Source organism: Pseudonocardia sp. P-1 (assembly GCF_058111925.1).
Window position 1 is genome coordinate 593,019 of sequence record NZ_CM176614.1, and the last position, 13,828, is coordinate 606,846.

At 77.0% G+C, this 13,828-nt stretch carries 12 protein-coding genes and 1 pseudogene; 9 read left to right on the forward strand and 4 right to left on the reverse strand.

Annotation, left to right across the window (positions count from 1 at the left end):
* Window positions 1–17: 17 nt before the first annotated feature.
* Window positions 18–917 carry an isocitrate lyase/PEP mutase family protein gene (locus tag AC0GKK_RS02810; RefSeq protein WP_100877903.1) on the reverse strand — a complete coding sequence of 300 codons (900 nt, stop codon included), beginning with the start codon at window positions 915–917 and terminating at the stop codon, window positions 18–20.
* Between the two features lie 138 nt (window positions 918–1,055).
* On the opposite strand from AC0GKK_RS02810, the gene AC0GKK_RS02815 reads away from it, so the two are divergent.
* From AC0GKK_RS02815 to AC0GKK_RS02830, 4 genes are all read left to right on the forward strand, one after another.
* Complete coding sequence (locus AC0GKK_RS02815) at window positions 1,056–1,712, forward strand: GntR family transcriptional regulator (protein ID WP_476654632.1); 657 nt, start codon at window positions 1,056–1,058, stop codon at window positions 1,710–1,712.
* Complete coding sequence (locus AC0GKK_RS02820) at window positions 1,709–2,347, forward strand: isochorismatase family protein (RefSeq protein WP_482637397.1); 639 nt, start codon at window positions 1,709–1,711, stop codon at window positions 2,345–2,347. Before AC0GKK_RS02815 ends, AC0GKK_RS02820 begins: the two co-directional genes overlap by 4 nt.
* A complete protein-coding gene (locus AC0GKK_RS02825; RefSeq protein WP_489883086.1) occupies window positions 2,348–3,427 on the forward strand; it encodes an LLM class flavin-dependent oxidoreductase in 1,080 nt (359 codons plus the stop codon). It abuts the gene before it with no gap.
* Window positions 3,428–3,503: 76 nt separating this feature from the next.
* Window positions 3,504–4,451: an acyl-CoA desaturase gene (locus AC0GKK_RS02830; protein WP_405417324.1), complete on the forward strand. Its 948-nt coding sequence runs from the start codon at window positions 3,504–3,506 to the stop codon at window positions 4,449–4,451.
* A 20-nt stretch (window positions 4,452–4,471) separates the two neighbouring features.
* Here the strand turns inward: AC0GKK_RS02830 and AC0GKK_RS02835 are convergent, their stop codons facing one another.
* The 3 genes from AC0GKK_RS02835 to AC0GKK_RS02845 are packed head-to-tail and all read right to left on the reverse strand — an operon-like array spanning window position 4,472 to window position 8,135.
* Window positions 4,472–5,539 carry an ABC transporter ATP-binding protein gene (locus AC0GKK_RS02835; protein WP_489883087.1) on the reverse strand — a complete coding sequence of 356 codons (1,068 nt, stop codon included), beginning with the start codon at window positions 5,537–5,539 and terminating at the stop codon, window positions 4,472–4,474.
* A complete protein-coding gene (locus tag AC0GKK_RS02840) occupies window positions 5,536–7,125 on the reverse strand; it encodes an ABC transporter permease (protein ID WP_489883088.1) in 1,590 nt (529 codons plus the stop codon). Before AC0GKK_RS02840 ends, AC0GKK_RS02835 begins: the two co-directional genes overlap by 4 nt.
* A 2-nt stretch (window positions 7,126–7,127) precedes the next feature.
* Entirely contained in the window at window positions 7,128–8,135 is a 1,008-nt protein-coding gene (locus tag AC0GKK_RS02845; RefSeq protein ID WP_489883089.1) for an extracellular solute-binding protein, read from the reverse strand.
* Window positions 8,136–8,303: 168 nt separating this feature from the next.
* Here AC0GKK_RS02845 and AC0GKK_RS02850 point away from each other — a divergent pair.
* From AC0GKK_RS02850 to AC0GKK_RS02870, 5 genes and pseudogenes are all read left to right on the forward strand, one after another.
* Window positions 8,304–8,819: pseudogene (locus AC0GKK_RS02850) on the forward strand (response regulator); the annotation flags it as partial.
* A 133-nt stretch (window positions 8,820–8,952) separates the two neighbouring features.
* The gene (locus tag AC0GKK_RS02855; RefSeq protein WP_489883090.1) at window positions 8,953–10,257 is read left to right on the forward strand and encodes a sensor histidine kinase; all 1,305 of its coding nucleotides are present in this window, start codon (window positions 8,953–8,955) and stop codon (window positions 10,255–10,257) included.
* Between the two features lie 90 nt (window positions 10,258–10,347).
* Entirely contained in the window at window positions 10,348–12,309 is a 1,962-nt protein-coding gene (locus AC0GKK_RS02860; RefSeq protein ID WP_489883091.1) for an MFS transporter, read from the forward strand.
* Window positions 12,302–12,928, forward strand: coding sequence for a TetR/AcrR family transcriptional regulator (locus AC0GKK_RS02865; protein ID WP_405417338.1), 627 nt, complete (start codon window positions 12,302–12,304; stop codon window positions 12,926–12,928). The genes AC0GKK_RS02860 and AC0GKK_RS02865 overlap by 8 nt, the downstream gene beginning before the upstream one ends.
* A gap of 31 nt (window positions 12,929–12,959) precedes the next feature.
* Entirely contained in the window at window positions 12,960–13,802 is an 843-nt protein-coding gene (locus AC0GKK_RS02870; protein ID WP_489883092.1) for an alpha/beta hydrolase family protein, read from the forward strand.
* Window positions 13,803–13,828 lie beyond the last annotated feature (26 nt).

The following is a 13,828-nucleotide window of genomic DNA, read 5'->3' on the forward strand; positions in this document are numbered from 1 at the left end:
GGGCGTCCGGGAACTGTTCACTCCCCCTCCGCGCGGTAGCGCTGCTCCAGCTCACGGACCTCCCCGATCCCGGCGAGCTCGGCGAACGCGTCGAGGCCGCCGAGCCGGTCGATCAGCGACGCCGGGGTGCCCTCGGCCCGCAGCCGCTCCAGCAGCTCCCGCATCCCGGCCGTCGCCGCGAGCAGGGTGCCCACGGGGAACAGGACCAGGGCGAACCCGAGCTCGGCGAGCCGGTCGCGCGACAGCGGCGGGGTGCGGCCGCCCTCGGCCCAGTTGAACACCAGCCGGTGCCCGGCCAGCGCGGTCGCGACGGTCTCGATGTCGCGCTCGGAGGTCGGCGCCTCCACGAACAGCAGGTCGGCGCCGGCGTCGGCGAACCGGCGGGCCCGGTCGATCGCCGCGTCCAGCCCGTCGACGGCGGCGGCGTCGGTCCGCGCGATCACCAGCAGGTCCGGGTCGGTGCGGGCGTCGACGGCGGCCCGCACCTTCGCGGCCATCTCCGCGGCGGGCACCACCTGCTTGCCCGCGAGGTGCCCGCACCGCTTGGGCATGACCTGGTCCTCCAGGTGCAGCGCGGCGACCCCGGCCCGCTCGTAGTCGCGGACGGTGCGGATGACGTTGAGCGGGTTGCCGTAGCCGGTGTCCGCGTCGGCGATCAGCGGCAGGTCGACGGCGTCGGCCAGCCTGCCCGCGTGCGCGGCCATCTCCGCACCCCCGAGCAGACCGACATCGGGCCGGCCGAGGAGCCCGGCCGTCGTCCCGAACCCGGTCATGTAGACGACGTCGAACCCGGCCTGCTCGACCAGCCGCGCGGACAGCGCGTCGTAGGCGCCGGGGGCGAGCACCGGGGTGCCGGCGTCGAGCAGGGCACGCAGGCGCGCCCGGCGGTTCCCTGGTCGGCTGAGGAGGTCGGCCACGGCGGGGTCCCTTCGTCGAGCTGAATTGTGTACACGCCTCGCCCACTCTGCACGTCATCCGGACGTAGCAACAGGTGGAGCCTTGTGCGTGACCGGCGGCACTCGTAGGTTGCATACAGCCCGACGCCGGAGGTGACGATGGTCGACACGACTCCCCGGCGCGCCTCCGAGCGCGCCCAGGCCGCGCTGCGCGAGGAGATCCTCACCGGTGCGCTGGCCGCGGGCGCCCACCTGGGCGAGGTCGAGCTCGCCGACCGCCTCGGGGTGTCGCGCACCCCGGTCCGCGAGGCGCTGTCCCGGCTCGCCGCGGAGGGGCTGGTCGAGCTGCACCCGCACCGCGGTGCGCGGGTCGCCACGTTCTCCGAGGCCGACCTCGACGACATCTTCGGGGTCCGCACCGCGCTGGAGCCGCGGGCCACCGCGCTGGCCGCCGCCCGCGCGACCGCCGCCGACCTCGACGAGCTCGACGACCTCGCCGGCCGCATGCTCGCCGTCGGCGGCCCCGGCCCCGGGCAGGACCTCGACGCCCTGGTCGCCCTGAACCGGCGGTTCCACGCCCGGCTGCTCGAGATCGCCGACACCCCCGCGCTCGCCTCCGCGCTGGCCGGCGTCGTGCACGCACCGGTCGTGCTGCGCACCTTCCACACCTACGACGCGGCGTCGCTGGCCCGCAGCCTCGCCCACCACGCCGAGATCGTCGCCGCACTGCGCGCCGGCGACGGCGGCTGGGCCTCCGCGGTGATGGTCAGCCACATCGCCAACGCCCGCGCCATGATGACCGGGGACCGCCGGTGACCGGGGCCGGGGCGGGACCGCACGGTGCGCCGTTCTCGGGCCGGGTCGGCTGGGGCGCGGCACCGGCCGTCGTCGTGGTGGACCTCGTGGCCGCCTACACCGAGCCGGACGGGCCCTTCTTCCTCGGGGACACCGCGACCGCGGAGCGCGTCACCGGCGGCTGCGACGCCGTGGTCGCCGCGGCCCGCGCGGGCGGGCACCCGGTCGTCTGGACCGTCGTGCGCTACGCCGCCGACCTCGCCGACGCCGGGTTCTTCGCCGCGAAGGTCCCCGCCCTGTCCTGCTTCGCCGAGGGCGCCCCCGGGGACTGGGGCCGGCTCGTCCTCGACCCGGCGCCGGGCGAGGCGCTGCTGGCCAAGCAGCACGCGTCCGCCTTCGCCGGGACCTCGCTCGCCGCGACGCTGCGGGCCCGCGGGGTCGACACCGTCGTCACGGGGGTGTCGACGTCGGGCTGCGTCCGCGCCACCGCCACCGACGCGCTCGCCGCCGGGTTCCGCCCGGTCGTCGTCGCCGACGCCTGCGCCGACCGCGACGCCGGCGTCCACGCCCGCAACCTCGCCGACCTCGACGCCAAGTACGCCGACGTCGCCGACCTGCCCAGCACCGTCACACAGCTGTCCACCCCGGAGGTCTGAGTGCACTACGGCGTCTTCATCCCGAACGCGACCAACGGCTACATCCTGTCCCCCGGCAGCCCGCAGTACCGGCCGAGCTTCGCCCACAACGTGGCGATCACCCAGGAGGCCGAGCGCCAGGGCCTCGACTTCGTGCTCTCGATGATGAAGCACCGCGGGGCGGGCGGGCCGAGCGACTTCTGGGGCGAGTGCCTGGAGTCGTTCACCCTGTTCGGCGGGCTCGCCGCGGTGACCGAGCGGATCGGGCTCTACCCGTCGGTGACCACGCTGGCCACCCACCCGATCATGGCCGCCCGGATGGTCGCGACGATCGACGAGATCTCCGGCGGACGCTGCGGGCTCAACATCGTGACCGGCTGGAACAAGCCCGAGTACACGCAGATGGGGCTGTGGCCCGGCGACGAGTACTTCGAACGCCGCTACGCCTACGCCGCCGAGTACGTCCGGGCGCTGCGCGCGCTGTGGAGCGAGGGGACCGCGACCTTCTCCGGCGAGTTCTTCTCCTTCGACGACGCCGACATGCGCCCCAAGTCGCTGCACACCCCGACGATCGTCTGCGCGGGCCAGTCGCCGGCGGGCCAGGCGTTCACCGCCGAGCACGGCGACCGGAACTTCATCATGGCCGAGCGCTCGAAGGTCGGGGACATCGCCGCCGGGGTGCGCCGGCTCGGCGACGAGGCGGGCCGCGACGTCGGCACCTACGCGCTGTACTGCATCATCGCCGAGGAGACCGACGACGAGGCCGACCGGCTGTGCGCGCACATCGTCGAGAACGCCGACCTCGAGGCGATCAGCTACATGACCACCAGGGCGTCGCTGGACACCAACCCGGACGGCACCTCGGCCCAGCTGCTGGCGTCGCTGGAGCGCCCCGCCTCGGAGGGGAACATGGCGTTCCTGTCACTGCCGGTGGTGAAGGGCTCCTACGAGCGGGTCGCGGCCCAGCTCGACGAGATCGCCGCGACCACCGGCATCGACGGGGCGCTGCTCACCTGGCCCGACTTCGTCGACGGCGTCACCAAGTTCGGCGAGCGCGTGAAGCCGCTGCTGCGGGAGGCCGCCCAGCCCGCCACGGCCTGAGGAGTCCCCACTCACGGTGCGTGAGGGGGGTTGTCCCCACTGCCCGTTCTGGTGCGAGCCGGAACCATCGGGGGGTGTGACCGACACCCGGCCCGCGCCGCGCTCCGACTTCTCCGACCGGCTCCGGCATCCCGTTCCGCACCTGTTCGTCTACGCGTTCGCGATCGTCCCGGCGATCGCGGTCGTCGCCGCGGTCCCGCTCGCGTGGGGCTGGGGTCTGACCTGGCTCGACGCCGGCCTCGCACTCGGCCTCTACGTCGTGTCCATGCTGGGGGTGACCGTCGGTTTCCACCGCTACTTCACCCACGGGTCGTTCACCGCGAACCGGCCCCTGAGGATCGCGCTCGCCGTCGCGGGCAGCCTCGCCGTCCAGGGGCCGGTCCGGCACTGGGTGGCCGACCACCGCCGTCACCACGCCTACGCCGACGCCGAGGGCGACCCGCACTCGCCGTGGCGCTACGGCACCTCCCCCGCCGCGCTGGTCCGCGGCTTCTGGCACGCCCACATGGGCTGGATCTTCGACCGGTCGCTGACCGACCAGCGCCGCTTCGCCCCGGACCTGCTCGCCGACCCCGACATCGACCGGGTCCACCGCGGCTTCACCGTCCTGACGATCCTGTCCGTGTTCGGCCCCGGCGTCGTCGGCGGCCTGGTGACCTGGTCCTGGTGGGGCGCGTTCACCGCGTTCTTCTGGGCCGGGCTGGTCCGGGTCGCGGTGTCGCACCACGTCGCGTGGTCGACCAACTCGATCTGCCACCTCGTCGGTGAGCGGCCGTACCGGGCCCGGGACCGCTCCACCAACGTCTGGCTGCTCGCCGTCCCGAGCATGGGCGAGTCCTGGCACAACCTGCACCACGCCGACCCCACCTCGGCCCGGCACGGCGTCGGCCGCGGCGAGATCGACATCTCGGCCGGGACGATCCGGCTGTTCGAGAAGCTCGGGTGGGCGTGGAACGTCCGCTGGCCGACCGAGAAGCGGCTGGCGAAGCTGGCCGCCCGGCCGGACGAGCCGGCCGCCGCCTGAGCCCGGCCCCGGGGTCCCGCTCAGCGGGGTCCCGGGACGGCGGGCACGACGTGCACGGCACCCCGGGACCGCACGCGGCACCGGTCGCCGGGGTGCGGCACCCGGTCCGTCCCGGCCCGCACCCGCAGCAGGGTGCCCCGGTCCGGGACCCGCCCGTCGAGCAGCACGGTGACCAGCACGGCGTCGCCGACGAAGTCGACGGTGCCGACCCGGGCGGGCGCGCCGGGACCGTCGGCGCCGGCCAGCTCCAGCTCCTCGGGGCGCAGCACCGCCACCAGCGGTGCCGCCGGGACGTCCGCGGTGCGGCAGGGGACGGCGCCCAGCGCGGTCGTGACCGTGCCGTCCTCCACCCGGGCGGGCAGCAGCACCGCGTCGCCGACGAACCCGGCGACCCGGGCCGAGGCGGGGGCGGCGTAGAGCTCGCGCGGCGGTGCGGTCTGTTCCAGGCGGCCGTCGTGCAGGACGGCGACGCGGTCGCTGACCGCCAGCGCCTCCCGCCGGTCGTGGGTGATGAGCACCCCGGTGGCGTCCGCGGCCCGCAGCGCCGCGACGACCTCCCCACGGACCTGCTCGCGCAGCCCGGCGTCGAGCGCGGAGAACGGCTCGTCGAGCAGCACCACCCGGGGGTCCGGCGCGAGCGCCCGGGCCAGGGCGACCCGGCGGCGCTCCCCGCCGGACAGGGCGTGTGGCAGCCGGTCGGCCTCGGCGGTCAGGCCGACCAGCGCCAGCAGCTCCGCGACGCGCCCGCGCGCGGCGGCGGCCGGGCGCCGGCCGGGCCCGCGACGCAGCCCGAACCCGACGTTGCCGGCCACGGTCAGGTGCGCGAACAGCGCCCCCTCCTGCGGGACGAGCCCGACCCGGCGCCGCTCCGGCGCGACGGCGGTGACGTCGTCGCCGTCGAGGTGCACCGTCCCGGCCGAGGGCCGGTGCAGCCCGGCGACCACCCGCAGCAGCGTCGTCTTCCCGCTGCCCGACGCGCCGAGCACCGACACCAGTTCACCCGGCGCGACGTCGAGGTCGATCCCGTGCAGCACCGGGTCCCGGCCGTAGCCCGCCCGCACCCCGCGCACCGACAACCCGGTCCTCATCGTCCTCCTCCCGGCCCGCCCGCGGTGGCCCGGACCAGCAGCGCCGCGGGGACGCAGGCCAGCAGCAGCAGCGCCAGCGCCGCCGGGGCGGCGGCACCGTAGGCCCCGAGCGAGGTCTGCGACCACAACCGGGTGGCCAGGGTGTCGATCCCGGTCGGGCGCAGCATGAGCGTCGCCGGGAGCTCCTTCATCGCCGTCACCGCCACGAGCAGCCCGCCGGCGGCCACCCCGGGCGCGGCCTGCGGCGCCGTCACCGACCACCAGGTCGACCACGGCGTCCGGCCGAGGGTGCGGGCGACCTCCTCGGCCTCGACCGGCACCCGCTCGACCGCCGTGCGGGTCGCGCCGAGCGCCTTGGGCAGGAACAGGATCGCGTACCCGAACACCAGCACCGCCGCGGTCTGGTAGAGCGCCGGGACCAGCGCGAGGGACAGGAACACCAGGGCCAGCCCGACGACCACCCCGGGCAGCCCCTGCCCGAGGTAGGCCACCGACTCGGTCGTGGCGACCGCGCGGGACCGGTACCGGGCCGCGAGCACCCCGACCGGCAGCGCCATCGCCACCGCCAGCAGCGCGGCCGCGCCGGACAGCAGCAGCGTCCACCCGGCGGCGACGGCCAGCCGCGGCAGGTCGGCGTCCACCCCGCCGGCGGCGACGACCCGGCCGACCAGAACGGCGGGCGGCCCGACCAGCGTCACCGCCGCGACCGCGCCCAGACCGGCGACGACCGCGGCGCCGGCGGCCGGGCGCAGCCGCACCGGTGCGGCCGCGGTCGGCGCGGTGCCCGCCCGGGCCCCGGTGAAGCGGCGCCGGGCGGCCCGCTCGGCCGCGACCAGGCCGAGCGTCGCGGCGGCCAGGACCAGCGCGGTCGCCGCCGCGCCGGTCCGGTCGACGGTCCCCTCGTAGGCGGCCTGCACCGCCCAGGTGAACGACTCGTAGCGCAGCAGCGCGGGCGCCCCGAAGTCGGCGAGGGTGTACAGCGCCGCGAGCAGCGTCCCGGCCAGCGCGGCGGGCAGCGCCTGCGGGAGCGTGACCCGGCAGAACGCGCTCACCGGGCCGAGGCCGAGGGTGCGGGCGGCGTCCTCCGGCCCGGTGTCGGCGGCGCGCAGGGCGGCGGCCGCGGGCAGCGTCACGTACGGCGTGCAGGCCAGCACCAGCACGACGGCCAGCGGGCCGAGACCGCGGGCCTCGGGCCGGACCGCGAGCACCGCGAACGCGAGCAGGTAGGACGGCACGGCCAGCGGCAGCGCGGCCAGCACCCACCACAGCCCGGGTCGGGGCAGCCGCACGCGGACCAGCGCCGTCGCGGTGGCGAGGCCCAGCAGCAGGGAGCCGGCGCCGACGACGGCGACCAGCACCGCCGAGTTCAGCGCCAGGGTGAGCGTCCGTTCGCGCGCGAGCAGCGCGGCGACCCGCCCGGGGTCGGCACCCGCGACCCGGACGACGAGCCACACCAGGGGCAGCGCGGCGCACGCGGCGACGACCACCGCCGCGCCCAGCAGGGCACGGGGTGGTCGTCGCCGGCGCCGCACCGGGGCCGGCGGGCCGGCCGGCGCGGTGCGGGGCGGGGACCGGCGCAACAGCACGGTCAGAGCAGCCCGACCTGCGTCATGAGCTGCGTCGTGCCGTCGAGGTCCTCCAGGTCGGCCAGGTCGAGCCGCGGCGCCCGCAGGTCGGCCAGCGCGGGCATGCCCGCGGGCCCGGCGACGCCCGCCACCAGCGGGTACTCGCCGGTCTCGCGGGCGAAGTACTCCTGGGCCTGCGGCGACACCAGGAACCGGAGCAGCTCCCGGGCCTCGGTGGACTCCGCGGCCCCGGCGAGGACCCCGGCGCCGGTGACGTTCACCAGCGCGCTCGCGGTGCCGGGCGCGCCGAACTTCAGCGCGGTGTTCGCGGGCGGGGTCTCGGCGGCGGCGACGTAGTAGTGGTTGATGAGCCCGACGTCGACGACGCCGCTGTCCACCGCCTCCAGGATCGCGGTGTTGCGCGGGAAGACCTGCACCTCGTTGGCGCGCAGTCCCTCCAGGAACGCGCGGGCGGCGTCGTCGCCCTCCTGGACGCGCAGCGCGGTGACGAAGGCCTGGAACGAGGCGTTGGTCGGGGCGATGCCGACCCGACCGCGCCAGCGCGGGTCGGTGAGCTCGGTGACGTCGGCGGGGACCTCGGCCTCGGGCACCCGGGTGTTGTAGGCCGCGACCCGGACCCGGCCGGTCAGCCCGGTCCAGGTGCCGTCGGTGGCGGTGTAGGGCGCGGTGACCGCGCCGCGCACCTCCTCGGGCAGCGGCGCGAAGGCGCCCGCCCCGGCCAGCGCGCCCAGCGCGCCGGCGTCCTGGGAGAGGAACACCTGGGCGGGGGTCGCGGCGCCCTCCTCGGCGAGCTGCGCGGCGAGCTCGGTGGTCGAGCCGTAGCGGGTGTCGACGGTGATCCCCGACTGCTGCTGGAACTGCGCCAGCAGCGGGCCGACCAGGTCCTCCTCCCGCCCCGAGTACAGGGTCAGGGTGCGCGGCCCGTCGCCCGCCGCCGGGGCCGGGTCGGCCGGGGCACCGCCGCAGCCGGCCACGAGCAGGGCGGCGGCCAGGACGGCGCCGGTGAGCACGCCGCGCCGGGTCGGTCGAGTCGTCGATGGGGTCACGTGGTCCTCCGGGGTGCATGGGGGATCCGCCCGGTTCGCCGGGTCGGTCCCTTTTCGAGCGAGGGGAGGCTAACCTCTGGCGAGGACGTCCTGATCTCCCGAGAATTGAGGGGGTGCGCGCAGGTGCTGCGGGTGCTGCTGGTCGACGACCACCGGTCGTACACCGACCTGCTCGCGCTCGGCCTCGCCGTCCACGGTGACGCGGAGGTCGTCGGCGTCGCGCACGACGCGGCGGCCGCCCGGGCCGCCCTGGCCGGCGGGGACCCCCGGCGGGCGCCGCAGGTCGTGGTCCTCGACGTGCGTCTGCCCGGGGGCGGCCTGACCCTGCTCGGCGACGTCCACGCCGCCGGGGCCCGCGCCCTGGTGCTCACCGCGCACCCGCGGCCCGGTCCGGCCCGCGAGGCCCTCGAGGCGGGCGCGGCCGGGTTCCTGGGCAAGCAGACCCCGCTGGCGGGGATCGTCGCCGCCGTGCGGACGGTCGCCGCGGGCGGCACCGCGCACCCGTCCGCCGCGGAGTCCGAAGCGACCGGGGCGACCCTGCCGCGGCTGACCCCACGCGAGCTCGACGTGCTGCGCGGGCTGGCCGGGGGCCGCGACGTCACCCGGATCGCCGCGGCGCACCGGCTGTCGCCGCACACCGTGCGCGACCACGTCCGCGCGCTGCTCGGCAAGCTCGGCGCCCGCTCGCAGCTGGAGGCCGTCGTCGCCGCCGAGCGGCTCGGGCTCGTCGCCCTGGACCCCGGGGGCGAGCCGGTCCCCGGGCCGCCGGGCAGCCCGTGCCGTGAGCGCACCCGGTACCACGGGCCCGGTCGTCGCCGGTCCGGACCGGCGGCTGCTGGCCCGCACCCTGGCGCGGCACGCGGTCGTCACCGCCGCCGCGGTCGCGCTGGTGTGCGCGCTGGTCGCCGCCGGGGTCTGGTGGCTGGCCCACGCCGAGGCCGAGCGGCGCGCCGAGGAGGTGTCGCGACGGGTGGCGACGGCCGTCGTCGTCGGCCTGGCCGACCGCGACCTCGCCACCGCCGGGACCGCCGGGCGCGAACGGCTGCTGGCGGACCTCGCGCCGTTCCGCGCGACCGGAATGGTCAGCCGGGTCAAGGTGTGGCTGGTCGAGGGCCCGACGGCGCGGCTGGTGTTCTCCGACGAGGCCCGCATCGAGGGTCTGACCCGCCGGTTCGATCCCGTCCTCGCCGCCCGGCTCGACGGCGGCGCCGCGGTGGTGCTCCCCGTCCCCGACGACGGCGAGCACCGCTACGAGCACGGCGACGGGCTCCGCGAGGTCTTCCTCGGCTTCACCGACGGTGCCGGGCGCCCGGCCCGGCTGGAGGTCTACGTCCCGGTCGACGTCGACGGGGCCACCGCGCACGCCGTGGGGCTGCTGCTGCCACCCGCGGTGGCCGGGATGCTGCTCGTCGCGGCCGCGGTCCTGCCGCTGTCGGTGGCGCTGGCGCGGCGGCGCGAGCGCGAGCGGACCGAGCGCCGCGACGCCGCTCAGTACGGGCTCGCCGCCGGCGAGCTCGCCCGCCGCGACCTGGCCCGCCGCCTGCACGACGACGTGCTGCCGACCCTGGCCGGCGCCGGGCTGATGCTCGACCTCGCCCCGGCCCGGCCCGAGCTGCTGGACCGGGCCCGGGCCACGGTCGGCGACGGCGTCGTCCGGATCCGGTCGGTGCTCGACGCCCTGCACCCGGCCGACGTCGACGCCGCCGGTCTGCCCGCCGCGCTGGCCGCGCTCGCCGCCGGCGGCGACCCGCCCGCGGCAGTCGTCACGACCGGGGACCCCGCCGGGACCCTCGACGACCGCGGCGCGGTCCTGCTGCACCGCGTCGCCTCGGAGCTGCTGCGCAACGCCCGCGCGCACGCCCGTGCCCGCACCGTCGAGGTCGGCCTGCACGTCGCGGCCGGCCGGGCCCGGCTCACCGTGACCGACGACGGCACCGGTTTCGACCCCGCCCGCGGCCCGGAACCCGGCCACATCGGGCTGCTGCTCGTCCGCCGCGCGGTGGCCGACGCCGGCGGGACCCTGGAGGTCCGCAGCGCGCCGGACCGGGGCAGCACCGTCACCGTCGTGCTCCCCCGCCGCGGCTGAGCCGGCCGCCGCGCCGCATCGGTGCACGGTGTGCGCCGACGCACGTTCGGCAAAGTTGCACAGTCTGCATCTTTGAGCCAGACTCGTTGCGTGACGTCAACTACCCGCCCCGTGCGCACCCCCGAGGAGGCCGCGGCCCACCGCCGCGACGTACTGCTCCCCCTGACCGGCCTGCTGATGGCGCTGTTCGTCGGCGTGCTGTCCAGCACGATCGTGTCGAACGCGCTGCCCCGGATCCTGGGCGACCTCGGCGGGACCCAGGCCGAGTACACGTGGGTGGTCTCGGCGTCACTGCTGGCGATGACGGCCTCGACCCCGATCTGGGGCAAGCTCGCCGACCTCTACTCCAAGAAGCTGCTGGTCCAGGCCGCGATCGGGATCTTCCTGATCGGCTCGCTGCTCTGCGGGCTGGCGGTCTCCACCGGGCAGCTCATCGGCTTCCGGGTGCTGCAGGGCCTCGGCATGGGCGGGCTGCAGGCGCTGACCCAGGTCGTGATCGCGGCGATCATCACCCCGCGCGAGCGCGGCCGCTACATGGGCTACCTCTCGGGGATCATGTCGATCGCCGTCGTCGGAGGTCCGCTGCTCGGCGGCATCATCGTCGACTCGCCGCTGGGCTGGCGCTGGTGCTTCTTCGTCGGCGTCCCGCTGGCCGCGCTCTCACTGCTCGTGCTGCAGCGCACCCTGAACGTGCCCACCCCCGTCCGCGCCGACGGCGAGCGCCCCAGCATCGACTACCTGGGCGCCACCCTCATCGCCGCCGCGGTGTCGGCGCTGCTGCTGTGGACCTCGCTGGCCGGCAAGCAGTTCGGCTGGGCCTCGCCGACCTCGTTCGGCCTGATCGGCGCCGGCCTGGTGCTGCTGGTGGGCGCGATCGTCGTCGAGCGACGGGCCAAGGACCCGGTCGTGCCGCCGTTCCTGTTCCGCGACCGCACCGTCGTGCTCGCCACCGTCGCGAGCCTGTTCGTCGGCGTCGCGATGTTCGGCTCCACCATCTTCCTGTCCCAGTACTTCCAGCTCGCCCGGGGCGCCAGCGCCACCGAGGCCGGGCTGCTCACCCTGCCCATGATCGTCGGCATGTTCGGCGCGTCGAACGTGGCCGGCCAGCTGATCACCCGCACCGGCGTCTGGAAGCGCTACCTCGTCGGCGGCGCGGTCTCGCTGACCGCGGGCCTGGCGCTCGGGGCGGCGGTCATCTCCTCGACCACGCCGTACTGGCTGGTCGCGGTCGCGATGGCACTGGTCGGCATCGGCGTCGGCACCACGCAGCAGAACCTCGTGCTCGCCGTGCAGAACACCGTCGCGCTGCGGCACATGGGCGCCGCGAGCTCCACGGTGACGTTCTTCCGCTCGCTCGGCGGCTCGGCCGGCGTCGCGGGGCTGGGCGCGCTGCTCGCCTCCGTGGTCGGGTCCCGGACCGCGGCCGGGCTGGCCGACGCCGGTGTCGACGGCGGGGCGGCCGTCGGCGGCGGGCAGGTGCCGCACCTGGCCGACCTGCCCGAGCCGGTGCGCTCGATCGTCATGGAGTCCTACGGCCACGCCACCTCGATGATCTTCCTGGTGGCCGCGCCGCTGGCCTTCCTGGCCCTGCTGGCGATCCTGGCCCTGCGCGAGGTCCCGCTGCGCGACACCCTCGACATCGCCAAGCCCGCCGACCCCGCGGCCGGTGCCCCGGCCACCACCCCGGCCCCGCCGACCGGTCCGGTGCTGCACGGGTTCGTGCGGGCCGACGGCGCCCCGGCGGGCGGCGCCGTGCTGACCGTCCTCGACGGCACCGGCGACGAGCTCGGCCGCACCCGCGCCGACGCCGACGGGCACTACCGCATCTGCGTCGCCACCGGCATCGTGTCCACCGTGTACCGCTGGGAGGGCCGTCCGGCCGCGCGCCGGGTGACCGTCGGCGCGGACGGGCTCCGACTCGACGTCGACCTGCCGGCCGGCACACCCGCCGACGGCACCACACGCACCGCCGACGGGCATCCGGGCCGGCACGAGCTCGTCTCGGTCATCGAGGCGCCCGAGCGCGAGCGGACGGGGGCCGACCGTGGCTGAGCAGGCCGCCCCCGGGCGTCGCGAGCGCAAGAAGGCCGCCACCCGGGCCGCGCTCGCCGGCGCCGCACTGCGGCTGTGCAGCACGCACGGCCCGGACGCGGTGACCGTCGAGCAGATCGCCGACGCCGCCGACGTCGCGCCCCGCACCTTCTTCAACTACTTCACCTCGAAGGAGGAGGCGGTCGTCGCGGGCTACGCGTCGTCGGCGGACACCCTGCTGACCGCGTTCGCCGCCCGCCCCGACGACGAGCCGGTCACCGAGTCGCTGCGGCACGCGCTGCGCGCCGTGGTCACCGACCCCGGCTACCTCGACCGGGTGCAGGCACTGCGGGCGCTGCGGGGGCACCCGGCGATCGTCGCGCACCAGATGGCCGCGTTCGCCGCCCAGGAGCGGGCGCTGGCCGACGCCGTCGTCGCCCGGACCGGGTCCGACCCGGCCCGCGACCTCTACCCGACCCTGGCCGCGGCCGCCGCGGTGACCGGGCTGCGCGTCGCGGTGCAGCACTGGCTGGGCGACCACGGCACGGACCCGCGCTCGCCGTCGCTGACCCAGCTGGTGGACGAGGCCATGGCCGTGTTCGACGCCGGCCTGCGCGCCCTGGCGGGGGCCCCGGCCTGACCCGGCGGGCGGCCGGGAGAGGATCACCGGCGTGCCCGTCACCACCGTCCTGGACCGCCCGGCCCCGGCACCGCTGGAGCTGACCCTGCACCCGGCGCCCGACCCCGGTGCGCCCGTGCTGCTGGTCGTGCCCGCGATGGGGATGCGGGCGTCGTTCTACACCCCGCTGCTGGGGGCGCTGGCCGACGCCGGCGTCGCCGCCGCGGGCACCGAGCTGCGCGGGCACCAGGCCCGCCCCGCTCCCCCGCCCGGGCGCCGCCACGACTTCGGCTACGACGACCTCGTCGGCGACCTCGCCGCCGCCGTCGAGGCGGTGCACACCGAGCGGCCCGGCGCGCCGGTGTTCGTCGTCGGGCACAGCCTCGGCGGGCACCTCGCCACCGCGTACGCCGCACGGCACCCCGACCGCGTCGACGGTGTCGCCCTCGTCGGGTCGGGCAGCGTCGACTGGCGGGTCTGGGGGCCGGCCCACCTGCTGCGGACCCAGGCCGTCGTGGCCGCGGCGATGCTGATCGGGCACTTCCCGGGCGACCGGGTCGGCTTCGCCGGGCGGGAGGCCCGCGGGCAGATGCGCGACTGGGGCCGGTGGGCCCGCACCGGGCGGCTCGCGTTCGGCACGCCGCGGGTCGACCACACCCCGTCGATCGCCGCGGTGCACCTGCCGGTCCTCGGGATCGGGTTCGAGCGCGACGGGCTCGCCCCGCCCGCCTCGGTCGACGCGCTGCTGGGCATGTTCGGCGCGGCCACGGTGACCCGCCACCGGCTCGACGTGCCCGCGGCACGCCCGCACTTCGGGTGGGCCCGCGAGCCGGCCGCACTCGACGTCGTCGTGCCGCTGCTGACCGGCTGGGCCCGCGACGCCGCCGGGGCGTGACCCCGGCGGCGTCGGCGTGCGGGCGC